Genomic DNA, 24,572 nt, shown 5'->3' on the forward strand with positions numbered 1-24,572 from the left:
TTGTCGTTTTGCCACCGAGAGAGGTTAACGGTATCCTCATGCCGAACGGGGGCGCGCTTGTTATCGGTGGCAAACACCTCCAGAACGTCGTTGTCGATAAACGACACCATGGCCTGCCCATGACTATCAATCCACCAATTGCCAGGCGTCGCCCTCTCCGCCGCTTCCCGTAATGCGCGTTTGTCGATGTTGCTCATTGGGCGGCTCCTTCTGCTCGCTGATTCCACTCAGCTCTAAGCTCTGAATAAAAAATCGGGCAGTCATTACCAGGCCCGGCATATTTGCTACCGGATTGAGCGCGGCACGAACCACATCGGACAAAATAGAATCGACCGCCAGAGCCATATTCTGGATGGTCTGCTTCACTTGCGACATGCGCTACGCCACCACAGAAAGGACATGGGAGGAGATTGCTCATGACTGCACTCCTTTGCGAAGCTGAACTTCGGTATTGATGCGGCTAAAATAGAATCCGAATACTTTCTTCCATGGCTTAACAACAGCGTCCCTGATTGAGTTTGGGTTAAATCCAGCCTCGATGGCCTGTTTGCTGTCAAAGAACACATACCCAAAACCTTCCTCGTTCTCAGCGCAGACTGGACCTTTATACGATCCGTGTTTTCTTCCCCCGGCCAAATCTGTTCTATATGCGTGCTGAGTGTTGCCCGCTACCGTCGTCCACTCCAGGTTTGAAACATCATTGTTTTGTTTATTCCCGTCTTTATGGTTAATTACGTACTCATCAGAAGGCTTAGGGCCGAGAAAGTTTTCAGCAACTAATCGGTGGATGTTCACGCCTTTTAGTTTTCCTTCAAGCTCCAGCCTAACGAATAGATACTGATTTCTGTTCTTGCCGCGCATGGTTGGGTTTAATTGCTTTAGTTCGCCAGAGGCCAATGAGAAAATGAGCCCCTTTGAGGTGATGAAATAGCGATACTTAAAACCAAAAATCTCTTTCACATCGCCAAATAAGTCAGCCAGCGCCGCGCATCTGGCTTCCAATTCTTCATAACTCGGTTTCATCTTTACCCCCGCTTACCCGTATAAGTTATTGATTACGTTGATATCAAAAAGGATCGTCGATTCAGAACGTTTCGCAGTTCCAGCCACCACCTTTGCTTTTTGGTATTGGCTTTAGCGCTCTGAACGTGAACGGGTACATGTCGGCGGCGACCTTGATTTTTACCCTGGCGTCGTCAGTCCAGAACCCTTTCACTTCGTGCAACTCCATCTCACCGGTGGTGAGCATTACTGCGAAGTCCGGCGTGTAGAACGTGTTGTCAGCCAGTCGCAGCTTGATGCCTTCGAACTTGTACCAGGCTATGACAGTGCCGGTGATGCGCTTCAGGTGCTCGGCATAAGCCTCTTCGGTCTTGTTCATCTGGCCTGTCTTGAGTCGACCAAGAGCCTGTAACTGCTTTCTCATGATTTACCCCTCAGGTAATTTAAATCCACATTAGAGTTAAAATCAATAGCTATGCGCATATTTTGTTACCTGCAAGGTAATTATATGGGCGTAAAAAAATGCGCTGTCGCGCCGATGCTGCTATGTGGCCTGGTAGCCCCTGAATCCCTGCGGTATGGCCTTGTCGGGCTCCGGAACGTCGTTGACATCCCTTCGCTGCTGCTGGGCGACTGGCCTTGCCCTTGACTGCTGCACGCTTCTCGCCAGCTTCTGCTGCCACTGGTCGTGGTGGAATGCCTTGCCCTCCGCTTTCCAGTACGTGATGAAGTCTGCCAGCTCAAACGGCGTGATCTCCGCCTTCAGGTTTATGCCCCATTGAGAAGCTCTCCTGATGAACTGCGGATCCGGATTCCAGTTGTCGTGCATCTGGAATTTACCAAACTCCCCCATTCCACCCGGAGCGACGTAGCCATTCAGCATCGCGTTGTTCACATCCGGATCTGGTTCAGCGCCACCAGCAGAGTTATCCACAGGTGAATTTTGCTCGCCCCCTATGTGGGGTTTATCTTTTATATCTTCTCTTCTCTTCTCTTCTCTGGTCCGCTTTTTGTCCGCTTCTGATGCGGACGCTTTGCGGACGTTTCTCTTCCTGTCTGCGTCCTGTGCGCGGCGCTTGGCAGACTGCCCGTTATGGGCTTCAAAGCGCGGCATTACTAGGCTTTCGCCATTTTCTTCGAGCCATCCTACAGCCATCATTGCCCGGGAAAAACCAGGAAACCCGATCAGGTCATCGAGAGTGTCCGCACTGTATCCGTCAAGCAAACCGTCAACGGAGTGGACATCAAAAAGACACCATGCGGAATGTAGTCCGCCAACTATCCGCAATCTGTCCGCTTTCAATGCGGACGCCATGCGGACAACTTTTGGGTGCGTGTGCAGGTCGGCACGCATCTTGATCCAGTCACCGGCCATAGCTAACCCCCATATAAGCCCGGATGAATTCAGCCGCAGCCTGTGCATTTATGGCGTTGCCGTAGCCTTTTAGTCGGCCGACACGGTTGCTGCTTGCCACTCTTGCCACCCCGGACTCGACTCGTCCCAGGCGCGCGGCAGCCCCATCAACCAGCGGGAATGTGCCGGGTTCAACTGGACGCCATTTGCCATCTCGACATAAGAGCCAGTCAGCATCTCGCCAAAAACCGTTAACCTCAAGGGGCCGCATATGTACGCCTGGCGGGGTAGCTGATCCAGTCTGTCCTTTCCATCCCGCTGCGCTGTCATTCCCGCCGAGTCCTTCCAGTCGCGTGAGGTTGGTGTCACCCATGCCGCCAGCACTGCAAAGTCCTGAAGGTTTGGCTGGCGGCCAGCCTCCTTCCTCGCTACTACCTTTTTCCAGTCCTGGTAACAGTTTTTGACGTTGCTCGCTAATGGACTCGGCCACCCAATAAGCTCGTTCTCTGATGTGCGGCGCGCCGATGCTCGCTGACGTAAAAGGCACAAGCCCGAAGGCGTAACCCATTCCTTCCAGGTCAGCTTGTACAAGGTCGAACCATGCATTTGCGTTACCAGCTGCAACCTGTTCGCCAAAGACATGCTCAGGTCTGCGCTCGCTGATGAGGTGGAAGAAGTGGGGCCAAAGGTGCCGCTCGTCAGCAAACCCATCTCCTTTGCCTGCCGCGCTGAAAGGCTGGCACGGACAGGAACCGGTCCAGACTGGTTTATCGTCAGGCCATCCGGCGAGGCGCAGGGAATGAGACCAGACGCCAATTCCGGCGAAGAAGTGGCACTGCGTGAATCCTCGCAGGTCGTCAGGTGTGACATCTTCAATACTCCTTTCATCAACTTCGCCCGGTGCGATATGACCGCCGGCGATCAGGTTACGCAGCCACTGCGCTGCAAATGGGTCGATTTCGTTGTAATACGCTGCGGGGTTCATGCTTCACCCCGTGCGGATTTGAGAGCGGATGAGAACTCGCTGCGGTGGCGGTTTGCACTCTGAAGTGCGCACTCAACACAAGTGCCGTTCAGTACGTAGCGCTCCGCCTTATGACCATTACGGCAGGCTTTGCCGGTGTAGAATCTGTTCAGGCCAGCCTTAGCGGCCTCCATTCTGGTGACGATTTTCACGAAAACGGCCCCTCGTTTGGTTATTGTTATCGGTAATTTTGTGCGATGGCCGAAAAAAGATCAACCATATTCGGATCATTATTACCCGAGAGGGCTGAATAGATATGAAAAGACCGCCAGAAGGCGGCCTGATTGGGGTTTGAAAGAGGTTTTATTCGTAGAAAAAGATAGCCAGTTCCGGCTTTGTTCTGACCCACCCGCGTTGTTTGCATGCCTTAAACAGCCCATTCATCAATGTCTTACCGGGCATTTTCCGGCGACCTGTGAGATGCGTCTGGATGTAGTGGCTGGTCGTTCCGGCCTCGTCAGCAAAGGCATTTCGCTCATCAGGAGTGAGTTGCAACCAGTGTTTTTTGAAGTCGAATTTTTCGTTCTCGCTCATAGCTATTGCCTGATATTAATTTCAGATAACAAATATTCACCCAGAAGGTAATAAAAATCAAGGTTTGTTACCTGTGAGGTGCATTTACCTGTGGGGTAAATTCGCTTTTAATTGGCACACTAACTAATTCATATATGAGGCGATTCACCAGAGCATGAAAAGTATTCAGGATATCCGCAGGCAGAATATTAACGATATCATCGACCGTGACTTCAACGGGGTGCAGACTCGTCTGGCGGAAAAACTGGGAACTCAGGCAAACCTGGTGAACCGCTGGGCCCGCGGGCAGAAGGTTGTTGGCGACACGGTGGCGCGCAAGATTGAGAAGGCGGCGAACAAGCCGTCTAACTGGCTGGACGTCGACCACTCATTATCTGCTGTTGCCATCCCCCAGGAGGAGATCACCCCTTCCGATATCGGCCAGCTGGCGGCGCATAATCTCGAAGCGTGGATGCAGAACAACCGCGACCTGTCGTCTCAGGGTAAGGTGTCGAAAGCGTCCGGCGTTGCCCAGGCTACAATCCAGCGCATGCTGAACAATGAGGTTAGCGTTTCCATATCCACCCTGGAGTCCATCGCCAGCGCTTTCGGGCGCCGCGGCTATGAGTTGCTAATCCATCCCCGCGACCCGGCGACCATTCATTACGACCGGGCCCGCTACGCATTATTACCTGAGAGCGAGAAAAGCAAGATTGAGAGCTACGTCGATTTTGTGATTGTTCAGAACGGTAAAGCACAAGACTAAAACCATATATTTCAGACACTAAGCCGCCATTGTGCGGCTTTTTTATTGCCCTAAATATTACCCATTGGGTAATTTTTTATAATCATACCTATTTACTTCAAACCACATAAGGATAATTATTACCTCAACGGTAACACTGAGGTAACGAATTATGCAGTGGAAAATCATCAACGGTTGGTACTGCGTTACGGCGTGCGGGCTGATGAGCACCAAGTGCCGCACTCTGCATGAGGCCATCAACTGGGCGTTTGTCACCAAGATGGCAGTAAAAACTGAAATGGATATGGGGGTGAGCAAGTGAGTGAATTAGCAATCATCGAAATCGCGCCGGACCTGGCGCCAAGCATTTACGTAGAGAACGGTCTGGACAAGTTCCTTGAGCAGATCCGTGATGGAGTTAACGAAGTTCCTGACCTGAGCACTGCTAAAGGCCGCGCCCGTATCGCATCTCTGGCTGCGCAGGTATCACGCAGCAAAACGGCAGTTGAAAAGCCAGGCCGTGATTACCTGAAACGCCTGAAGGAACAACCGAAAGTGGTTGAAGCAGAACTGCGCCGCTTCGTAACCGAATGCGATCAGCTTCGCGATGAAGTACGCCGCCCACTTACTGAATGGGAAGACGCGGAAAAGGCGCGCACCGAAGCTCTGCAGCAGCGCCTTGTGGATTTGCGCGCTCTGGCTGACGTGATCGACACCTGCGGTAACTACCTGCCATCTGCCGATATTCAGGCTCGCATTCAGGAGGCTAAATCCGTGGTGCTGGATGAAAGCTGGCAGGAACGCGCAGCAGAGGCGGGCGTGGCTAAAGATTCAACCATTCAGCAGCTGGAAGCGTCACTGGCAGTGGCACAAAAGCGCGAGCACGAAGCCGCTGAGCTGGAACGTCTTCGCAAAGAAGCTGAAGAAAAAGCACGCCTTGAGCGTGAAGAAACTATCCGTCGGGAAGCTGCTGAAAAGGCCAAGCGTGATGCAGAAGCAAAAGCAAAGGCTGAACTCGAAGCCGCAGCACGCCGTGAAGCTGAAGAGAAAGCCCGCGCTGAACTGGCGGAGCGCCAGCGCATTGAAGCGGAACAGCGTGCGGAACGCGAGAGGGTGGAGGCAGAAGCCAGGGCAGAACGCGAAAAGGCTGCAGCAGTGGAGGCCGAGCGCCTTAAGGCAAGGCAGGCAGAAGAGAAGCGCCTGGCTGAACAGAAACGCATCGCGGATGAAGAAGCGCGCCGCGCTGCTGACAAAGAGCATCGCCGCACCATAAATCGCCAGGTTATTGCTGATCTGGTGGCTCAGGGAATCCCAACCGAGTGGGCTGAAAAATGCCTGGTGTCTTTCGCATCCGGAAAAGTTTCCGGTCAGACGATTAAATACTGAGGTGCGTATGAACATCCAGCAACTTAACAACCTGAAAAAAATCATGACCAGCATCGACAGCGACTATCAGCTTAGCCAGATGCACTACGAGCGTCAGGTGGAGCTGATCGACGCTATCAAGTACCACCAGCTGCAGAAACCTTTCTACGAGCTGGAGCGCAAAGGCGTTCGCACGGAGATTCTGGAAGAGCTGATGATGAGCCCGGAATTCGAAGAGGCACTCGCAGCATACCAGGCCGCACTGACCAGCATCATCGCGAAGTGGGATCTGGCTGACCAACTGGACACGGCAAGGAACGCGGCATGATGCAGAACGCCGGCAGCATGGACAGGACCAAATACCTCGGCGGCAGTGATGTCGCCGGTATTCTCGGGATTAGCCCTTGGCGTACTCCGCTTGAGGTGTACCTGGATAAGGTTCAGCCACGTATCAAACCAGTGGACCCTTCAAAGCAGAAAGTTTTCACGCGTGGCCAGCGCATGGAGCCATACGTAATTGACCTGCTTTCTGAAGAGACAGGACTCGAAATTATTCATCGCGGCAACCGGTATATCCACCGCGATTACGGCTTTATCGCCGCAGAGATCGATGCAGAAGCGGCCACCGGCGAGAACATCGAGATCAAAACGGTTAGCCCGTTCAAAGCTAAGGAATGGGGAGAGGTTCAGACCGATGCAATCCCGGTGCATTACACGGCGCAGGCCATGCATGGGCTGATGGTTACAGGAAAGCAGGTATGCGTATTCGGCGTCCTGATCGGCGGTGACGATTTCCGTATCTATCGGGTTGAGCGTGATGAGGAAACCATTCAGGCCATCCTGGAGAAAGAGGTCGCATTCTGGGACCGGGTGATAAACCTGAACCCGCCTGAGGCGACAACAGTCAGCGATATTTCTCTGATGTTTGAGAAGGATGCTGGTTCAAGCATCGAGGCAGACGGTAAGGCCCTGGCACTTTTCAACGACCTGCGCGACATGAAATCACGCTGCAAGTCTCTGGAAGCAGAAATCGCCGTATCGGAAGAGAAGCTGAAGCTGTACATGCAGGAGCACTCAATCCTGACGCTCGACGGGAAACCGATTTGCACATGGAAATCTCAGGTAAGCAACCGGTTCGATCAGAAATTATTCCAGGCTGAGCACCCTGACCTGTACGAAAAATTCAAAACAGCAACGACATCACGCGTTTTCAGAATGAAGTAAGGAGAAAAAATGTCTACCAACGCACTTAAGGCAGCAGCGACCGGGAACCAGGTTGCACAGCATAACGAGAAACCTACCACGCTGGCAGGGTTGCTCGCGGATCCAAAAATTAAAGCTCAGATGGCGCTGGCTCTTCCAAAGCACATGACAGCTGACCGCCTGGCGCGCATCGCCACTACAGAGATTCGCAAGATCCCAAAACTGGCCGCATGCGACCAGGCAAGTTTCCTCGGTGCAATTATGCAATGCGCTCAACTCGGGCTGGAGCCGGGCGGAGCACTTGGCCACGCGTACCTGATACCGTTCGACAAGCGCCAGAAAGTTAATGGACGCTGGGAAACGGTATCGACCGAAGCTCAGCTCATCATCGGCTATCGCGGGATGATTGACCTTGCCCGCCGCTCCGGGCAGATCCTGAGCATCTCAGCGCGCACCGTCCATGCAAACGACAAATTCAGCTACTCATACGGTCTGGAAGAAACGCTCGAACACTCACCTTGCGAAACCGGTGACCGCGGCGAACTGACCCATGTTTATGCCGTGGCCCGCCTGAAAGATGGCGGCGTCCAGTTCGAAGTTATGAGCCGGGCAGACGTTGAAAAGGTACGTGCTTTGAGTAAAGCCGGCAGCAGCGGTCCGTGGGTTGACCACTTCGACGAAATGGCGAAAAAGACGGTGATCCGCCGCCTGTTCAAATACCTGCCTGTATCTATCGAGCTGCAAAAAGCTGTTGTGATGGATGAACGCGCGGAAGCTGGCCTGAGCCAGGATAACGCAGCAGTTATCACCGGCGAGTATTCCGTTGTTGATGATGAGCAGCAGAGCCTGACGGTGGTTTCTGACTCTGATCGCGAAGAGGCGCGGGAATACGTCAGCGCAATTCTGAACAGCCTCGATTCATCCGCAGCAGATGCCAAGGCGATGTTTAATCGTGCCGAAGTTGAGATCAACTCCATGGCTGAAAAGCTCGGTGACGAATATCACCATGGATTCATGACGACGCTTAACGATATGCGTCCTGAATTCGAATAACACCACCGTGGCGCCGCGGCGCCACACCTGCAACCAAGAGAGGTATTTATGAAAGGTGCATTTGGTAAGAAGGAACTCCTGGCGGTGGTGCCACTGTCATGGAGCACGATTGACCGCCTGGAACAGGCTGGCGAATTCCCGTCCCGTTTCTGGATCACCGATCGCCGCTGCGCGTGGGACCAGAGCGAAGTTGAAGCATGGCTGGATAAACGTAAGGCGGCAAGCCCGGCGACGTTCACCGGAAAAAAGCCGCCAGTTGACCGCCGCGTGTATCGCCCGGTGAGTGCGGCAGCATGACGGCGCTGAAGAAGCATATCGGCAGATGGTCAGATGTATACCTGTATCTGGCCGTGGTCGCCTACCTGATGTGGCTGGCGGCGGTAATCAGTTGAGAGGTCTCGATCAAATGAAAAAGACGAAGCTTGAGCGCTATCACGAAGACTACGTCTCGCAGCGCCGTGTTGAAAGAGTGGTGGCAGTAACGCCGGAAGCGATGGAGATCGAAAGCCGTGCCATTGCTCGCGAGCGCCTGGGTCATTATCGCATCGCGGCCCGCCTGTGGCTCCAGTGTCTGGATGCGGCTGTTGGTGAAGTTGAGCGCGCCCGCATCGCGGTGCGCCGCCAGCAATGCATCACCAAAGGTAACCGCACCCCACACCTGGACTACAGCGGGATCGGATGTCGCGGGGTGGTGTATGACTAATCCGCACGACGGGATCACCGTGGGCAGTGTCACGCTGCCCTATTCCATCATTCGCCGCGGATGGTTAGCACCAAGCGGCGACGTTATCAGAAACCCATTGAAGGCTCAGCGCCTGGCTGAGCTGATGAACAGTAAGAAGGTGGCGGCATGACTGACGCAACGATTTTGGACATGTGCTGCGGTTCCCGCATGTTCTGGTTCGACAAGCAGGACGAGCGCGCGGTTTTCAGTGATATCCGCGCCGAGCAGCATGAACTTTGCGACGGCCGCCAGTTAGTTATCAGCCCGGACCTTATTGCAGATTTCCGAGCCCTTCCTTTTGCTGATAACACTTTCCCCGTGGTCGTATTTGATCCCCCTCACCTCGAGCGCGTCGGCGATAACGCGTGGATGGGTAAAAAGTACGGGCGGCTCAACAAAGAAACATGGCGAGATGATCTGCGCGCAGGATTCGCCGAAGCGTTCAGGGTGTTGTGGCCACACGGTGTGCTCATCTTCAAGTGGAACGAAACGCAGATCCCGGCAAGCAATATCCTGGCGCTGACCGACGAGAAGCCAGTCATCTGGCAGCGTACCGGAAAGTCAGACAAAACCCACTGGGTAATTTTCGTGAAAGGAGATGAAAAGTGACCGGAAAATACACTCTTATCTACGCAGACCCTCCTTGGGTCTACCGTGACAAAGCAGCAGACGGCAACCGCGGCGCCGGGTTCAAATACCCGGTCATGAACGTGCTGGATATCTGCCGCCTCCCGGTCTGGGATTTGGCTGCAGAAGATTGCCTGTTGGCGATGTGGTGGGTGACGACGCAGCCGGTTGAAGCGCTGAAGGTTGTAGAAGCGTGGGGATTCCGCCTGATGACGATGAAGGGATTCACCTGGCACAAAACGAACAAGCACAAAGGCAACAGCGCGATCGGCATGGGCCACATGACCCGGGCGAACAGCGAAGACTGTCTGTTTGCGGTGCGCGGAAAGCTACCGTCGCGCATGGACGCCTCTATCTGCCAGCACGTCACGGCGCCGCGCCTGGAGAACTCGCGCAAGCCTGACGTAATCCGCGAAAAACTGGTACAGTTGCTTGGCGATGTGCCGCGCATTGAGCTTTTCGCCCGCCAGTCGTCACATGGTTTCGACGTCTGGGGCAACCAGTGCGATGGCCCGGCGGTACAATTATTGCCTGGCTGCGCGATCAACGTCGTAAACGTGGAGGCTGCTTAATCCTTTCCTTCCATCCACCTCTCAAACTTAGACGGGGAGAACGGCACCAGATCAGTGTGCTCCCCGTTAATCCAGGCATCAACCATATCGGCCCACAGCTGCAACATATAGGCGCGCTGCCGGGCATACTCCGCTTTGTTGTACACCGCGCGCACGCCCTTCTGTTCATGTGCCTGTGCCTTCTCGATCCAGTCTGAAGGATAATCCGCTTCGTGCAGCAATGTGCTGGCCGTCCGGCGAAGGTCATGCACCGTGAAGTCCTGAATTTTCTCGCCGTCTTTGTTTATGGTCTCCACGGTCCGGTCGATAAGGGAGTTCAGCGCGGCGTTCGATAATGGCTTGCGGAAGTTGTAGCGCCCGGGAACAAGGTATTCGCTGCCACCAGCACACATCTGCAGGCCAATCAGTAAATCCTGCGCCTGCTTCGGCAGATAAATCACATGTGCCCGCCTGGCCTTCATTCGGTCGGCTGGTATTGTCCATGTCCAGTTCTTGAAATCTATCTCTGACCACGTCGCGTAAGTGAATTCGCTTTTTCGAACGAGCGTCAGCAGTACCAGCTTCAGCGCCATCTTCATTGTGCCCATCGCGCCGACGTCATCCAGCGCCCGGAAGAATATGCCGATCTCCTCAGGCGACAGCGTGCGCTCACGCGGCTTAAACATGGCAATGGATGATGGCTTAATGTCGGCCGCCGGATTGAACAGGCCGTGACCGCGATCGTTGGCGTACCGGTACACACTGCTGATTATCTCCCTGACCTGAATCGCCGTCGCCCGGCCACCACGCTCAACGATACGATCGCAAAGGTCGCGCACCACTCTGGTGGTTATCTCAGTCATCATTTTGTTGCCGAGCGCCGGGAGGATATCCCTGTCGATCACTGCCTGCTTCATGGCGCGGGTACTGTCTGCTAGGGTGACGTGCTTCATGTAGGCGTCGGTATATACCGAGAATGTTTCGGCCCCGGCGATCTGCCTGATACCGTCACGTTTAGCCGCAGCAGGTGACTGGCCTGCCTTCAGCAACTTTTTGGCAGCAATGAGTTCCTCGCGCGCTTCCGCCAGGCTGATACCGTCACGGCCATACTGGCCGATCACCAGCGTTTCCCGGCGGCCGTTAATGCGGTAGTCGTAGCGGAACGAGACAGAGCCTGACGTGAGCACGGCGACATACAGCCCGTCACGGTCGGAAACTTTATACAGTTTCTCCTGCGGTTTCAGGTTTTTCAGTTTGGTATCGGTAAGCACAATTCACCCGTAATGCGTCCATTTTTTGTCGGTATGAGAGTATACCTTTCGGGTAATACCGTCATCTGTACCGTCGAAAAATGTGGTGTAGAGTGAATAGATATGAGTAGATATAAACAAAAACCCTCTGCGATTACAGAGGGTTAGAGGGGTTACTGAATAGATATGATGTGCTATGAACTAGCTATACATCATTCCCACTCGATCGTAGCCGGTGGCTTACCGCTGATGTCATACACCACGCGGGAAATACCGTTCACTTCGTTGATGATGCGGTTAGACACACGGCCCAGGAAGTCATACGGCAGGTGCGCCCAGTGCGCGGTCATGAAGTCGATGGTTTCCACCGCACGCAGGGAAACAACCCAGTCGTACTTACGGCCATCGCCCATCACGCCGACGGAGCGAACTGGCAGGAACACGGTGAACGCCTGGCTCACTTTGTTATACAGGTCAGCTTTGTGCAGCTCTTCGATGAAGATAGCATCCGCGCGACGCAGCAGGTCGCAGTACTCTTTCTTCACTTCGCCCAGCACACGCACGCCCAGACCCGGCCCCGGGAACGGGTGACGGTAGAGCATGTCGTACGGCAGACCCAGTTCCAGACCGATCTTACGCACTTCGTCTTTGAACAGCTCACGCAGCGGTTCAACCAGACCCATCTTCATCTCTTTCGGCAGGCCGCCCACGTTGTGGTGAGATTTGATGACGTGTGCTTTACCGGTTGCGGATGCCGCAGACTCGATCACGTCAGGGTAGATTGTGCCCTGTGCCAGCCACTTCACGTCTTCCAGCTTCAGCGCTTCTTCGTCGAACACTTCCACGAAGACGCGGCCGATGATCTTACGTTTGGCTTCCGGATCGTTGACACCGGCCAGCGCGTCCAGGAAGCGCTGTTCGCCTTCCACGTGAACGATGTTCAGACCGAAGTGGTCACCAAACATGTCCATGACCTGCTGGGCTTCATTCAGACGCAGCAGACCGTTGTCCACGAATACGCAGGTCAGGTTTTTACCGATAGCGCGGTGCAGCAGCATCGCGGTTACGGAGGAGTCAACGCCACCGGACAGGCCGAGAATGACTTTGTCATCGCCAACCTGCTGACGGATGCGCTCAACGGCGTCGTCGATGATTTTAGCCGGGGTCCACAGCGCTTCACACTGGCAGATATCGCGCACGAAGCGCTCCAGCATGCGCATACCCTGACGGGTGTGGGTCACTTCCGGGTGGAACTGCACGCCGTAGAAGCGTTTCTCTTCGTTCGCCATAATCGCGAACGGGCAGCTTTCGGTGCTGGCAACGGTCACGAAGTCGGACGGGATAGCGGTCACTTTATCGCCGTGGCTCATCCACACGTCCAGCAGCGGTTTGCCGTCTGCGGTCAGGGAGTCTTCGATACCGCGCACCAGCGCGCTGTCGTTCACCACTTCAACCTGTGCGTAGCCAAACTCACGCTCGTTGGAGCCTTCTACGTGGCCGCCCAGCTGCATTGCCATGGTCTGCATACCGTAGCAGACGCCGAATACCGGCACGCCCGCTTCGAAAACATACTGCGGCGCACGCGGGCTGTTCTCTTCGGTGGTGCTTTCCGGGCCGCCGGACAGGATAATGCCGCTAGGATTGAATTCGCGAATCTGTGCTTCCGTGACATCCCACGCCCACAGTTCACAGTAAACGCCCAGTTCACGCACGCGACGCGCCACCAGCTGAGTGTACTGAGAACCAAAGTCCAGGATGAGAATGCGATGTTTATGAATGTTTTCCGTCATTGACGCTAATTCCGAGGCAAGTGAAACAAAAACAGAGCGCCCGGCATGAGCCGGGCGCGGAAACTTATCAGGAGCCCAGACGGTAGTTCGGGGACTCTTTGGTGATCGTCACGTCGTGAACGTGGCTCTCCTGGATACCCGCACCGCTGATGCGTACGAATTCCGCTTTAGTACGCAGCAGGTCAATGGTACCACAGCCGGTCAGACCCATACAGGAGCGCAGGCCGCCCATCTGCTGGTGAATGATCTCTTTCAGACGGCCTTTGTAGGCAACGCGCCCTTCGATACCTTCCGGCACCAGTTTGTCAGCAGCGTTATCGGTCTGGAAGTAACGGTCAGAAGAACCTTTGGACATCGCGCCCAGAGAGCCCATACCACGGTAAGATTTGTAAGAACGGCCCTGGTAGAGTTCGATTTCACCCGGGGATTCTTCAGTCCCTGCCAGCATGGAGCCAACCATCACCGCGGAAGCACCTGCGGCGATCGCTTTAGCGATGTCGCCAGAGAAGCGGATACCGCCGTCTGCGATGACCGGAATACCGGTGCCTTCCAGCGCTTCAACCGCGTCAGAAACCGCAGTGATCTGTGGAACACCTACACCGGTCACGATACGGGTTGTACAGATGGAGCCTGGGCCGATACCCACTTTCACCGCGCTGCAACCTGCGTCAGCCAGCGCGCGAGCACCTGCGCCCGTCGCCACGTTACCGCCGATGATCTGCAGATCAGGATATTTCGCACGGGTGTCGCGAATACGCTGCAGAACGCCTTCGGAGTGGCCGTGGGAGGAGTCAATCAGCAGCACGTCAACGCCTGCGGCAACCAGCGCATCAACACGCTCTTCGTTACCGGCACCTGCGCCAACCGCAGCGCCAACGCGCAGACGGCCATGCTCGTCTTTACAGGCGTTAGGTTTACGTTCTGCTTTCTGGAAGTCTTTAACGGTGATCATACCGCGCAGGTGGAAGTTCGCATCCACAACCAGCGCTTTCTCAACGCGTTTTTCGTGCATTTTTGCGAAGACGACATCACGCGCTTCACCTTCACGCACGGTCACCAGACGCTCTTTTGGCGTCATATATACGCTAACCGGCTGGTTCAGGTCGGTCACGAAACGCACGTCACGGCCGGTGATGATACCCACCAGCTCGTTCTCTTCGGTCACCACCGGGTAACCGGCAAAGCCGTTACGTTCGGTCAGGGCTTTCACTTCGTGCAGGGTGGTGGTTGGCAGAACGGTCTGTGGATCGGATACGATGCCGGATTCATGCTTCTTCACGCGGCGAACTTCTTCCGCCTGACGCTCGATAGACATGTTTTTGTGAATAAAGCCAATGCCACCTTCCTGTGCCAAGGCAATAGCCAGGCGCGCTTCAGTCACGGTGTCCATTGCCGCAGAGAGCATAGGAATGTTCAGGCGAATGGTTTTCGTCAACTGCGTGCTGAGATCGGCAGTATTCGGCAGAACGGTGGAGTGAGCGGGAACGAGGAGGACGTCGTCAAACGTCAGTGCTTCTTTAGCGATACGTAGCATGGGCAATATCTCTGACCTGGGTGGTTAAATATTGCCGTGGCATTATACAGAGCGTAACCGATTGCATCCACACTTTTTTATAAAAAAACCTTGCACTCCCCTCTCAGCAGGTTACTATCGACTGAATAACTTGCTGATTTAGAATTTGATCCCGCTCACATGTTATCCTCTCAATCCCCCTCAATTTATACTGTCAGCCGCCTGAATCAGACGGTGCGTTTGCTGCTTGAGCAGGAAATGGGGCAGGTCTGGATCAGCGGCGAGATCTCTAACTTCACACAGCCCGCTTCCGGCCACTGGTACTTTACTTTAAAAGACGACACCGCCCAGGTGCGCTGTGCCATGTTCCGCAACAGCAACCGCCGCGTGACGTTTCGTCCTCAGCATGGCCAGCAGGTGCTGGTGCGCGCCAATATTACGCTGTATGAACCGCGCGGCGACTACCAGATCATCGTCGAGAGCATGCAACCTGCGGGCGAAGGCTTACTCCAGCAGAAGTATGAACAGCTTAAGGCTGCGCTTTCGCAAGAGGGGTTGTTCGACCAGCAGTATAAAAAGCCCCTGCCCTCACCAGCCCACTGCGTTGGGGTAATCACTTCGAAAACCGGTGCCGCGCTGCACGATATTTTGCACGTCCTCAAGCGTCGCGATCCTTCCCTGCCCGTTATCATCTACCCGACCGCTGTTCAGGGTGACGATGCACCAGGCCAGATTGTGCGTGCCATTGAGCTGGCGAACGCGCGTCAGGAGTGCGACGTATTAATCGTTGGGCGTGGCGGCGGCTCGCTGGAAGATTTGTGGAGCTTCAACGACGAGCGCGTGGCACGGGCGATTTTTGCGAGTGCTATTCCCATCGTGAGTGCGGTCGGGCATGAAACGGATGTGACGATAGCCGATTTCGTTGCGGATTTACGCGCGCCTACGCCGTCTGCTGCGGCGGAAGTGGTGAGCCGCAATCAGCTGGAGCTGCTGCGTCAGATCCAGAACGGCCAGCAGCGCCTGGAGATGGCGATGGACTACTTCCTCGCTAACCGTACCCGCCGCTTTACCCAGCTTCATCACCGCCTGCAGCAGCAGCATCCACAGCTTCGCCTTGCGCGTCAGCAAACCGTGCTGGAGCGTCTGCGCCAGCGGATGAACTTCGCGCTGGATAATCAGCTCAAGCGCGCGATGTCGCGTCAGCAGCGCGTGACGCAGCGCCTGAACCAGCAAAACCCGCAGCCGAAAATTTACCGCGCACAAACGCGCATTCAGCAGCTGGAGTATCGTCTGGCAGAAACTGTCCGGGCACGACTTAGCACCACCCGCGAACGCTTTGGCAATGCGGTGACCCATCTTGAAGCGGTTAGCCCACTTACTACCCTGGCACGCGGCTATAGCGTTACCACCGCCACTGACGGCAAAGTGCTGAAGCAAACCAAACAGGTGAAAGCCGGAGACGTGCTGACCACCCGTCTGTCGGACGGCTGGGTGGAAAGCGAAGTGAAAGCCATTACCCCTGCTAAAAAGACGCGTCAGCGAAAAAACGGATAATTCTTCGCCGGTTAGAAACTATACTGCTGCTATTCCCTTTTTTAATAAGGAGAGCAGCATGTCACATCTTCAGAGCGTGATCCCCCCCTATATTCTTCGTCGTATTATCGAAAGCGGTTCAGAGCCGCAGCAGCGCTGCGCCCGCCAGACTTTAACCCATGTTCAGACGCTGATGGCCCACATGCCCGGTAAACCAGCCGCGCCGCACGTGAGCAAAGCCGGACAGCTGGAGCGTGATATCTACGATGCGAAACAGACCCAGGAGCTGCCAGGCACGCAGGTGCGCTATGAAGGCCAGCCGTCCAATGGGGATGTGGCCGTCGATGAAGCCTATGACTATTTAGGCATCACTCACGATTTCTTCTGGAAAGAATACCAGCGTGACTCGCTCGATAATAAAGGGCTGATCCTCACCGGCACCGTGCATTATGGCCGGGAATACCAGAACGCCTTCTGGAACGGTCAGCAGATGGTCTTTGGCGATGGCGACGGGGAAATATTTAACCGTTTTACCATTGCCATCGACGTTGTGGCGCATGAACTCAGCCATGGCGTTACCGAGACCGAAGCCGGGCTGATCTATTTTGAACAATCGGGTGCGCTGAATGAGTCCCTGTCGGACGTGTTTGGCTCGCTGGTTAAACAGTATCACCTGAAGCAAACCGCCGACCAGGCCGACTGGCTGATTGGCGAAGGTCTGCTGGCGAAAGGGATTAACGGCAAAGGGCTGCGCTCCATGTCGGAGCCGGGCACCGCCTATGATGATCCTCTGCTCGGTAAAGATCCGCAACCGGCGCACATGAAGGATTTCATCAAAACGCGTGAAGATAACGGCGGCGTCCACCTGAACTCCGGCATTCCCAACCGGGCGTTTTATCTGGCCGCAACGGCAATCGGCGGCTATGCCTGGGAAAAAGCGGGTTATGCCTGGTACGACACAGTTTGCGATCGCAATCTGCCACAAGATGCGGATTTTGATGCCTTTGCAAAACTGACGATAGCCCACGGCGAAAAGCGCTCGGGCAGCGACGTTGGGGCGGCGATAAGACAAGCCTGGGAACAGGTGGGAGTGCTGTAAATGCAGGTTCCGGAACTGACGGATGACGCCGTGGTTGAGCTGGCCCGGGAAGGCGGCGTCGCTTTTATTCCCAAGCTGAGCGGCCAGCGCACCATCACGCTCTCATCTCTCAATGAGGCGCAGCGTCAGCGCGTGGTGAGTATTCTGGAGCAGGCCATTCCGCGTGGGCAACCGCCTGGTCAGACGTCGTCACCAGGCAGCGGTGACCAGCGTTATTTTCGTATCCAGATCTTCTGGACCCGGCACAATGAAGCGCAGTATACCGATATTATTGTGCTGGTACCGGAGCAGGAAGCGCCCGAATCGCTGGTTGAACTCTGGCAGAAAGGCGAAGGCTGCGTGTGTGATTAAGCCCCGACAGGGACGAACTCCACGCGTTTTTTAGAGATCAGGCCGTGGCCGTTCTGGCAGAAATAGTCCACCGCACCGCAGGCCTTTAATACCTGGAGTGGCTGATGGCACTCCGGGCAGCGGGCTTCGAGCGCAATATCTTTATGACAGTGTTCGCAGTAAGCCACGCCGTTTTGCGGCTCCAGCTCGGTATGGCAGGTTGGACAGGCGATCGACATAGTAACTCCTTAAGCAGGTTGCCGGGGCGAAGCGGTCGCCCCGGCAGATCGATTATACCGCCTCAGTGGCAGGTTTCGTCCGGGCATTTTCCAGCATGCGACGAACCGGCACAATGAGAACGATCAGTACCGCAGCACAAATCAGCAGCGCGATGGAGCAACGCGCGAAGAGATCTGGCAGCATATCCAGCTGGTCGGCCTTCACGTGGCCGCCAATCAGACCGGCAGCCAGGTTACCCAACGCACTTGCGCAGAACCACAGCCCCATCATCTGGCCGCGCATTCTTTCTGGTGCCAGCAGGGTCATGGTGGCCAGACCAATCGGGCTCAGACACAGCTCACCCAGCGTCAGCATCAAAATACTGCCTACCAGCCAGAACGGCGAAACGCCTGCCCCGCCGTTGCTCAGCACATTCTGCGCCGCCAGCATCATCAGGCCAAAGCCCGCCGCCGCACAGAGAATACCGATAACAAACTTGGTGATACTGCTCGGGCGAATGTTCATGGTGGCAAGCTTCGGCCACGCCCAGCTGAATACCGGTGCCAGCAGAATGATGAACAGGGCGTTGATCGACTGGAACCATACGGCCGGAATTTCGAAATCACCGATCATGCGATTGGTGTAGTCGTTGGCAAACAGGTTAAAGGACGTCGGTTTCTGTTCAAACGCGGACCAGAAGAACGCAGCGGAAACCAGCAGGATAAAGCAGACCAGCAGTCTGGCGCGCTCTTTACGGGTCAGGCCGGCGAAGATGAACAGATAAATAAAGTAGAGCGCAACGGATGCCGCAATCACATAGACCAGCATACTGGCCACCGCGACCGGGTTAATCACAATGACCCCCTGGGCGATCAGCGTGACGAGAATCGCCACCCCTACCGCCAGCGCCAGCAGCCACGCGCCCACGCCGTTGCGTTTGACCACCGGGCTGTTCCAGGTGGAATCGAGGCCCACTTCGCTGTCGTAGCGCTTCATGGACGGGACAGCAAACACGCGGAAGATAATCAGCGCCACCAGCATCCCGATGCCGCCAATACCAAAGCCCCAGTGCCAGCCGTGGGTTTTAATCAACCAGCCGGAAATCAGCGGCGCAATGAACGAGCCCATGTTGATGCCCATATAGAACAGCGAGAATCCGCCGTCACGACGCGCATCGCCTTTTTTATACAGCGTGCCGACCATCACGGAGATACAGGTCTTGAACAGGCCCGATCCCAGCACAATAAACATCAGGCCGATAAAGAACAGGTTGTTCCCCATCACCGCCGAGAGCGCAATCGACAGGTGGCCGAGCGCAATCAGAATCGAACCGTACCAGACGGCTCGCTGCTGGCCGAGCCAGTTATCGGCCAGCCAGCCACCCGGCAGCGCGGCCAGGTACATGGTACCGGCGAAGATACCGACAATCGCCGAGGCGTTTTCACGCGCCAGCCCCATGCCGCCGTCATAGACGGTGGCGGCCATAAAGAGGATCAGTAACGGACGAATGCCGTAAAACGAGAAACGCTCCCACATCTCGGTAAAGAACAGCGAACCGAGCGGATAAGGATGGCCGAAGAACGTTCGGCTTTCTTTTTGATTAACAGAGGATTGCATAATTCTCCCAAAAGGTATGTCGTTGTGCTGAAAGCACCGCGCGTACGCCGGCCAGTTACGTATCTGACCGATTTTTTACATGCGGCGAAAAATGAGTTAACCATTTGATAACCAGGCGCTAGTTTTGTCTAGTACCAGACCCTGGACTTTAAGATGAAAATTCGACGATTGTCTACTTTCTTAGATTTAAACATGGTTAAAAGCGAATAGTGATTGACATCACACAGGGAAGGCAGGCGTTTTGTATGAGCGAAAAAAACCCGCGACAGGCGCGGGTTTTTGTAAGATCGCAAAGCTTATTTGCTTTTCTTAATGTGCTTAATCAAACGCTTACGCTTACGCATCTGGTTTGGCGTCAGGGTGTTGCGCTTGTTGGCAAACGGGTTATCCCCTTCCTTGAACTGGATACGGATAGGAGTGCCCATCACGTCCAGCGATTTACGGAAGTAGTTCATCAGATAACGCTTGTAGGAATCCGGCAGGTCTTTCACCTGGTTGCCGTGAATCACCACGATTGGCGGGTTATAACCACCGGCGTGGGCGTATTTGAGCTTCACGCGACGGCCACGCACCAGCGGCGGCTGATGGTCTTCTGCTGCCATGTTCATGATGCGGGTCAGCATAGCGGTGCTCTGACGACGGGTGGAGCTGTCATACGCTTCACGCACGGAGTCGAACAGGTTACCCACACCGCTGCCGTGCAGCGCAGAGATAAAGTGCACGCGAGCAAAGTCGATGAAGCCCAGACGGAAGTCCAGCGTCTCTTTCACCTGCTCACGAACTTCATTGCTCAGGCCATCCCATTTGTTCACCACGATAACCAGTGAGCGCCCACTATTGAGGATAAAGCCGAGCAGCGACAAGTCCTGATCGGAGATACCTTCACGCGCATCGATAACCAGCAGCACAACGTTGGCATCTTCAATCGCCTGCAGGGTTTTAATGACGGAGAATTTCTCCACCACATCGGTGATTTTTCCGCGCTTACGCACGCCCGCGGTGTCGATGAGCACATACTCACGCTCATCACGCTCCATCGGGATGTAGATGCTGTCGCGGGTGGTGCCCGGCATGTCGTATACCACCACACGCTCTTCGCCCAGAATACGGTTAGTGAGCGTAGACTTACCTACGTTTGGACGCCCCACAATGGCCAACTTAATCGGCAGATCCTGCGGGTTGAATGTCTCTTCAGGCTCTTCTTCTTCGCCTTCTTCACCGTCTTCGAACTGCGCCCAGTATGCCGCGTCTTCGTCCACCTCTTCCGGCGGGTTCACTTCGTCAACCCACGGCAGCAGAACGGTTTCCAGCAGGCTGGTCACGCCGCGGCCATGCGATGCGGCGATCGGGTAGATATCACCCAGACCTAAAGACCAGAAATCGGCGATCGCCTGATCGGCATCGATACCATCAGTTTTGTTCGCCACCAGGAAGGTCGGTTTTTCACGCGAACGCAGATGTTTAGCAATGGCGGAATCCGCAGGCATCAGGCCAGCACGGGCATCCACCATAAACAGCACCACGTCTGCCTCTTCGATGGCCAGCAGAGACTGCTCCGCCATACGGGTTTCAACGCCGTCTTCTGTCCCGTCGATACCACCGGTATCGATACAGATGAACTCGCGTCCTTCCACCTCTGCACGACCGTACTTACGGTCACGCGTCAGCCCCGGGAAATCCGCAACCAGCGCATCACGGGTGCGTGTTAAACGGTTAAAAAGAGTGGATTTTCCAACGTTAGGGCGCCCGACAAGCGCGACCACAGGTACCATGTTTGAAGCCTCATAAAATTCAAAATAACGTCGCTTTCGCAGCGTTTTTAAAAATGTCAAAACGGCTCCTGAGTGAACAGGAGCCGTTTAGTATACTACAACCGCCGGGTAATTAACGCGTGATCGCGTACAGCGTGCCGTCTTTTGCCTGAATCAGCAGTTTACCGTCAGCCACAACCGGGTCGGTGAGGAAGCCAGAGCTGTCGACTTTTTGCTGCGCAGTAAAGCGGCCCGTCTCCGGATCGATCCAGTGCATGTAGCCTTCGCTATCACCCACCACCAGGCTACCGTTGTACAGCGCCGGTGCGGTCAGCAGACGGTGCAGCAGATCGCTTTGCGTCCACAGCGTCACGCCGCCATCGGTGCTCAGCGCCAGCAGACGGTCGTTCTGGTCAACCATATAGATGCGGTTACCATCAACAATGAAATCATTCACTGAGCCCAGTTCACGTTTCCACATGATCTGGCCACTGCGCAGATCCAGCGCGGTCAGGTTGCCGTTATACGCCAGCGCATAAACCACACCGTTGACGATAACAGGCGTCGTGTCGACGTCGTTCAGACGGTCGATTTCAGTTGACCCCGTCGCCTGAGAGATACGCTGCTGCCAGATCATCTGACCTTGCTGCATCAGCACCGCGCTCACGCGACCGTTATCACCACCCACAATGGCAGCACCAAAGGCTGTCGCCGGGGCAGATTCGCCGCGCAGGGAGAGTGATGGCATATCCAGGTTGACGGTCCACTTCACCAGACCATCGGCTTCGTTCAGCGCCTGCAGCTGGCCGTTGCTGGTGTGGATCAGCACCAGGCCGTCGCTCACCACCGGACGAGACAGAGACTCACCGGCAACCGTGGTTTGCCAGGCAACAGAGCCGTCGCTGGTGTTCAGGGCATAGACCTGTGCTTTTTCGCTTCCCACGTATACATGACCACCGGCAACGGTCAGGCCGCCAGACAGCAGTGCAGGTTTACGGGAGAACCAGCCGTCTTTTTCCGCCAGGTTAACGGACCACACTTCTTTTCCGTCATCGGCGTTAAGCGCTTTTACGGTACCTTTACGGTCAGCCGCATAGATAACGCTGTCAGCAAAAGCCGGGTGCAGGTTGGAATAGAAATCACCAATTCCATCCCCCACGGAAGTACTCCACGCGGTTGACGGGGTAAACTGGTTTTCAACCGTCGGCAGCGGGGACATTTTCACAACGTCTTCTTCGCCACTGAACAGTGAACAGCCACTCAATAACGTAACAGAAAGCAGTCCTGGCAGAAGTAATTTACGCAATTGCATCGGGTCCCTCTCAGACGGACAAATTATTTATTTTCATCTGCATCATTTCGCTCAGCGCAGGGGATGCATTGCTATCTACACCGGCTTGCCACGCTTTACGCGCGCCCGCTTTATCACCTTTGCTCAGCAGTGCTTCACCGCGCAGATCGGCAACGATGGCAGCAAAACCTTCGCCTTTGATGGTATCGAGCGTTTTCAGCGCTTCATCAGCTTTTTTCTGCTGAACCTGGATACGGGCCAGGCGCAGATTGATAACCGCTTTCAGGTTGTCATCGCTGGCGGCCGCAAGCCCCTGCGACAGCTGGGCAGCCGCTTTATCCAGTTCGTTCTTGTCGATGTACTGCTGAGCCACTTCCAGCGCGGCCAGCGCACCGTAGGTGTTTTTGTTGTCAGCGGCAAATTTCTCTGCTGCCGTCAGCGTTTGCGGCTGATCGGCACGAATTGCGCTCACGGTATTTTCATAGGACAGAGACGCGCCGCGCGCGGAATCCGCCTGATGATTGTTCCAGTAGCGCCAGCCGATCAATGCACCTACACCTAAAATCACCCCAACAACCAGCGCTTTGCCGTTTTCAGCAAAGAAGCGTTTGATCGCGTCGACCTGGTCGTGTTCGTTCTCGTAAATTTCCACGCAGTCCCTCTCCTTAGCCCAATAGAGTGCGCAAGTGCGCCGCAACGCCGTCCTGCGTTACCGTTGTCTGCTCACCAGAGCGCAGGTCTTTCACTACCACTTCGCCGTTGGCCACTTCGGACTCACCCAGCACCAGTGCAATACTTGCGCCCCACTTATCGGCACGAGCAAACTGTTTTTTGAAGTTGCCGCCGCCATGGTTGGTCATCAGCTTAACCTCAGGCAGTGCATCGCGCACGCGTTCAGCAAGCTGCATCGCCGCAGACTGCGTTTCCGCGCCTGAGGCCACCAGGTATATATCGACAACGGAATCTGCTTTAAATTCCGGATTAACTGCCTGAACCAGCAAAACAAGTCGCTCAAGGCCCATTGCGAAGCCAACCGCAGGCGCGGCACGGCCGCCAAGCTGCTCAACCAGACCGTCATAACGGCCGCCAGCACACACGGTGCCCTGCGAACCGAGGCTGGTGGTAACCCACTCAAACACGGTACGGTTATAGTAGTCCAGACCGCGCACCAGGCGCTGATTAACGGTATAGGCAATGCCTGCTGCTTCGAGCAGTTTGCAAAGACCAGCAAAGTGTTCGCGAGACTCGTCGTCCAGGTAATCGCCTAATGCAGGCGCATCGTTCAGCAGCGCCTGCACGTCCGGATTTTTGGAATCAAGCACGCGCAGCGGGTTGCTGTACATGCGACGTTTGCAGTCTTCGTCCAGCTTCTCTTTGTGCTCTTCAAGGAACGCCACCAGCGCATCGCGGTAGTTAGCACGCGCTTCCAGAGAGCCGATAGAGTTCAGCTCCAGAGAGACGTGCTCGGAGATGCCCAGCGCACGCCACCAGCGGGCGGTCAGCATGATCAGCTCGGCGTCAATGTCGGGACCTTGCAGGCCAAACACTTCCACACCCAGCTGGTTGAACTGGCGATAACGACCTTTCTGCGGACGTTCGTGGCGGAACATCGGGCCGATATACCACAGGCGCTGCTCCTGATTGTACAGGAGACCATGTTCGATGCCGGCGCGTACGCAGCCCGCCGTACCTTCAGGACGCAGCGTCAGGCTGTCGCCGTTGCGGTCCTCAAAGGTGTACATCTCTTTTTCAACCACGTCGGTCACTTCGCCGATCGCGCGTTTGAATAACGGGGTCTGCTCTACAATCGGCAAACGGATTTCGCTGTAACCGTAGCTGCCGAGCACCTGTTTCAGTGTGCCTTCAATGCGCTGCCAGATGGCGGTTTCGCCAGGCAGATAATCGTTCATGCCGCGGATGGCTTGAATGTTTTTTGCCACGTTTATTCTCTTTCTATATACAAAAAAGAACCCAAAGAATGGGTTCAATCATACATGGGAAGCACTTCGCTTCCCATC

The 24,572-nt window shown here is 55.2% G+C and carries 30 protein-coding genes; 14 read left to right on the forward strand and 16 right to left on the reverse strand.

Annotated elements, in window-relative coordinates; translation table 11 throughout:
* The 7 genes from APU11_RS28820 to APU11_RS09280 all read right to left on the reverse strand — a co-directional run.
* Nucleotides 1–197 (reverse strand): ead/Ea22-like family protein (locus APU11_RS28820; protein ID WP_131729158.1); only part of this gene is annotated, 197 nt, incomplete at its 3' end.
* A 217-nt stretch (nucleotides 198–414) separates the two neighbouring features.
* Complete coding sequence (locus tag APU11_RS09260; RefSeq protein WP_082646700.1) at nucleotides 415–1,023, reverse strand: HNH endonuclease signature motif containing protein; 609 nt, start codon at nucleotides 1,021–1,023, stop codon at nucleotides 415–417.
* A gap of 61 nt (nucleotides 1,024–1,084) precedes the next feature.
* Nucleotides 1,085–1,426 (reverse strand): hypothetical protein, encoded by a 342-nt coding sequence (locus APU11_RS09265; RefSeq protein ID WP_060578423.1) that lies wholly within the window; start codon nucleotides 1,424–1,426, stop codon nucleotides 1,085–1,087.
* 120 nt (nucleotides 1,427–1,546) lie between these two features.
* Nucleotides 1,547–2,377: a DnaT-like ssDNA-binding domain-containing protein gene (locus APU11_RS09270; protein WP_060578425.1), complete on the reverse strand. Its 831-nt coding sequence runs from the start codon at nucleotides 2,375–2,377 to the stop codon at nucleotides 1,547–1,549.
* A complete protein-coding gene (locus APU11_RS09275) occupies nucleotides 2,367–3,341 on the reverse strand; it encodes a DNA cytosine methyltransferase (RefSeq protein ID WP_060578427.1) in 975 nt (324 codons plus the stop codon). Before APU11_RS09275 ends, APU11_RS09270 begins: the two co-directional genes overlap by 11 nt.
* Nucleotides 3,338–3,532, reverse strand: coding sequence for a hypothetical protein (locus APU11_RS28825; RefSeq protein ID WP_032636567.1), 195 nt, complete (start codon nucleotides 3,530–3,532; stop codon nucleotides 3,338–3,340). The genes APU11_RS09275 and APU11_RS28825 overlap by 4 nt, the downstream gene beginning before the upstream one ends.
* Before the next feature lie 151 nt (nucleotides 3,533–3,683).
* On the reverse strand, nucleotides 3,684–3,914 hold the full coding sequence (locus APU11_RS09280) for a hypothetical protein (protein WP_032634928.1): 231 nt from the start codon (nucleotides 3,912–3,914) through the stop codon (nucleotides 3,684–3,686).
* A gap of 154 nt (nucleotides 3,915–4,068) precedes the next feature.
* On the opposite strand from APU11_RS09280, the gene APU11_RS09285 reads away from it, so the two are divergent.
* From APU11_RS09285 to APU11_RS09325, 11 genes are all read left to right on the forward strand, one after another.
* Complete coding sequence (locus APU11_RS09285) at nucleotides 4,069–4,659, forward strand: helix-turn-helix transcriptional regulator (RefSeq protein ID WP_060578430.1); 591 nt, start codon at nucleotides 4,069–4,071, stop codon at nucleotides 4,657–4,659.
* 151 nt (nucleotides 4,660–4,810) lie between these two features.
* Nucleotides 4,811–4,960, forward strand: coding sequence for a hypothetical protein (locus APU11_RS28580; protein ID WP_162843058.1), 150 nt, complete (start codon nucleotides 4,811–4,813; stop codon nucleotides 4,958–4,960).
* Entirely contained in the window at nucleotides 4,957–6,024 is a 1,068-nt protein-coding gene (locus APU11_RS09290) for a hypothetical protein (protein ID WP_060578432.1), read from the forward strand. The genes APU11_RS28580 and APU11_RS09290 overlap by 4 nt, the downstream gene beginning before the upstream one ends.
* Nucleotides 6,025–6,031: 7 nt before the next feature.
* On the forward strand, nucleotides 6,032–6,331 hold the full coding sequence (locus tag APU11_RS09295; RefSeq protein WP_060578435.1) for a hypothetical protein: 300 nt from the start codon (nucleotides 6,032–6,034) through the stop codon (nucleotides 6,329–6,331).
* Entirely contained in the window at nucleotides 6,328–7,227 is a 900-nt protein-coding gene (locus APU11_RS09300) for a lambda-exonuclease family protein (protein ID WP_060578438.1), read from the forward strand. Before APU11_RS09295 ends, APU11_RS09300 begins: the two co-directional genes overlap by 4 nt.
* Nucleotides 7,228–7,236: 9 nt before the next feature.
* The gene (gene recT, locus APU11_RS09305) at nucleotides 7,237–8,259 is read left to right on the forward strand and encodes a recombination protein RecT (RefSeq protein ID WP_060578440.1); all 1,023 of its coding nucleotides are present in this window, start codon (nucleotides 7,237–7,239) and stop codon (nucleotides 8,257–8,259) included.
* Between the two features lie 48 nt (nucleotides 8,260–8,307).
* A complete protein-coding gene (locus APU11_RS09310) occupies nucleotides 8,308–8,556 on the forward strand; it encodes an AlpA family phage regulatory protein (RefSeq protein ID WP_032634922.1) in 249 nt (82 codons plus the stop codon).
* A 109-nt stretch (nucleotides 8,557–8,665) separates the two neighbouring features.
* The gene (locus APU11_RS09315) at nucleotides 8,666–8,962 is read left to right on the forward strand and encodes a PerC family transcriptional regulator (RefSeq protein ID WP_060578442.1); all 297 of its coding nucleotides are present in this window, start codon (nucleotides 8,666–8,668) and stop codon (nucleotides 8,960–8,962) included.
* Entirely contained in the window at nucleotides 8,955–9,113 is a 159-nt protein-coding gene (locus APU11_RS26730; protein WP_072200396.1) for a DUF1317 family protein, read from the forward strand. The genes APU11_RS09315 and APU11_RS26730 overlap by 8 nt, the downstream gene beginning before the upstream one ends.
* Nucleotides 9,110–9,592, forward strand: a complete 483-nt coding sequence (locus tag APU11_RS09320; RefSeq protein ID WP_060578444.1) for a class I SAM-dependent methyltransferase — start codon at nucleotides 9,110–9,112, stop codon at nucleotides 9,590–9,592. The genes APU11_RS26730 and APU11_RS09320 overlap by 4 nt, the downstream gene beginning before the upstream one ends.
* Nucleotides 9,589–10,182, forward strand: a complete 594-nt coding sequence (locus APU11_RS09325; protein ID WP_060578446.1) for an MT-A70 family methyltransferase — start codon at nucleotides 9,589–9,591, stop codon at nucleotides 10,180–10,182. Before APU11_RS09320 ends, APU11_RS09325 begins: the two co-directional genes overlap by 4 nt.
* Here APU11_RS09325 and APU11_RS09330 read toward each other — a convergent pair.
* The 3 genes from APU11_RS09330 to guaB all read right to left on the reverse strand — a co-directional run bounded on the left by APU11_RS09330 (nucleotide 10,179) and on the right by guaB (nucleotide 14,735).
* Nucleotides 10,179–11,432 (reverse strand): site-specific integrase, encoded by a 1,254-nt coding sequence (locus APU11_RS09330; RefSeq protein ID WP_060578448.1) that lies wholly within the window; start codon nucleotides 11,430–11,432, stop codon nucleotides 10,179–10,181. The two genes, APU11_RS09325 and APU11_RS09330, sit on opposite strands and share 4 nt — an antisense overlap.
* 191 nt (nucleotides 11,433–11,623) lie before the next feature.
* Complete coding sequence (gene guaA, locus APU11_RS09335; RefSeq protein WP_013098264.1) at nucleotides 11,624–13,201, reverse strand: glutamine-hydrolyzing GMP synthase; 1,578 nt, start codon at nucleotides 13,199–13,201, stop codon at nucleotides 11,624–11,626.
* 67 nt (nucleotides 13,202–13,268) lie between these two features.
* Nucleotides 13,269–14,735 carry an IMP dehydrogenase gene (guaB, locus tag APU11_RS09340; protein WP_013098265.1) on the reverse strand — a complete coding sequence of 489 codons (1,467 nt, stop codon included), beginning with the start codon at nucleotides 14,733–14,735 and terminating at the stop codon, nucleotides 13,269–13,271.
* Between the two features lie 159 nt (nucleotides 14,736–14,894).
* Between guaB and xseA the strand changes: the two genes are divergently transcribed.
* Genes xseA through APU11_RS09355 form a run of 3 tightly spaced genes read left to right on the forward strand, consistent with a single transcriptional unit; the run spans nucleotide 14,895 to nucleotide 17,697 of the window.
* Nucleotides 14,895–16,268, forward strand: a complete 1,374-nt coding sequence (gene xseA, locus APU11_RS09345) for an exodeoxyribonuclease VII large subunit (protein WP_058651802.1) — start codon at nucleotides 14,895–14,897, stop codon at nucleotides 16,266–16,268.
* A gap of 58 nt (nucleotides 16,269–16,326) precedes the next feature.
* The gene (locus APU11_RS09350; RefSeq protein ID WP_058651803.1) at nucleotides 16,327–17,346 is read left to right on the forward strand and encodes a M4 family metallopeptidase; all 1,020 of its coding nucleotides are present in this window, start codon (nucleotides 16,327–16,329) and stop codon (nucleotides 17,344–17,346) included.
* Nucleotides 17,347–17,697, forward strand: coding sequence for a protealysin inhibitor emfourin (locus APU11_RS09355; protein ID WP_020690016.1), 351 nt, complete (start codon nucleotides 17,347–17,349; stop codon nucleotides 17,695–17,697).
* On the opposite strand, the gene APU11_RS09360 is transcribed toward APU11_RS09355, so the two are convergent.
* The 6 genes from APU11_RS09360 to hisS all read right to left on the reverse strand — a co-directional run bounded on the left by APU11_RS09360 (nucleotide 17,694) and on the right by hisS (nucleotide 24,494).
* Nucleotides 17,694–17,915 (reverse strand): zinc ribbon domain-containing protein, encoded by a 222-nt coding sequence (locus APU11_RS09360; RefSeq protein ID WP_023620378.1) that lies wholly within the window; start codon nucleotides 17,913–17,915, stop codon nucleotides 17,694–17,696. The two genes, APU11_RS09355 and APU11_RS09360, sit on opposite strands and share 4 nt — an antisense overlap.
* A 52-nt stretch (nucleotides 17,916–17,967) precedes the next feature.
* Nucleotides 17,968–19,512 (reverse strand): peptide MFS transporter, encoded by a 1,545-nt coding sequence (locus tag APU11_RS09365; protein ID WP_058651804.1) that lies wholly within the window; start codon nucleotides 19,510–19,512, stop codon nucleotides 17,968–17,970.
* A gap of 296 nt (nucleotides 19,513–19,808) precedes the next feature.
* Nucleotides 19,809–21,284: a ribosome biogenesis GTPase Der gene (gene der / locus APU11_RS09370; protein ID WP_029882245.1), complete on the reverse strand. Its 1,476-nt coding sequence runs from the start codon at nucleotides 21,282–21,284 to the stop codon at nucleotides 19,809–19,811.
* 112 nt (nucleotides 21,285–21,396) lie between these two features.
* On the reverse strand, nucleotides 21,397–22,575 hold the full coding sequence (gene bamB / locus APU11_RS09375) for an outer membrane protein assembly factor BamB (RefSeq protein WP_029882244.1): 1,179 nt from the start codon (nucleotides 22,573–22,575) through the stop codon (nucleotides 21,397–21,399).
* 10 nt (nucleotides 22,576–22,585) lie between these two features.
* Complete coding sequence (locus APU11_RS09380; protein ID WP_013098275.1) at nucleotides 22,586–23,206, reverse strand: YfgM family protein; 621 nt, start codon at nucleotides 23,204–23,206, stop codon at nucleotides 22,586–22,588.
* A gap of 13 nt (nucleotides 23,207–23,219) precedes the next feature.
* A complete protein-coding gene (hisS, locus tag APU11_RS09385) occupies nucleotides 23,220–24,494 on the reverse strand; it encodes a histidine--tRNA ligase (protein WP_013098276.1) in 1,275 nt (424 codons plus the stop codon).
* Nucleotides 24,495–24,572: the final 78 nt, after the last annotated feature.

The organism is Enterobacter sp. 50793107 (assembly GCF_001463365.1).
Lineage (GTDB): Bacteria > Pseudomonadota > Gammaproteobacteria > Enterobacterales > Enterobacteriaceae > Enterobacter > Enterobacter cloacae.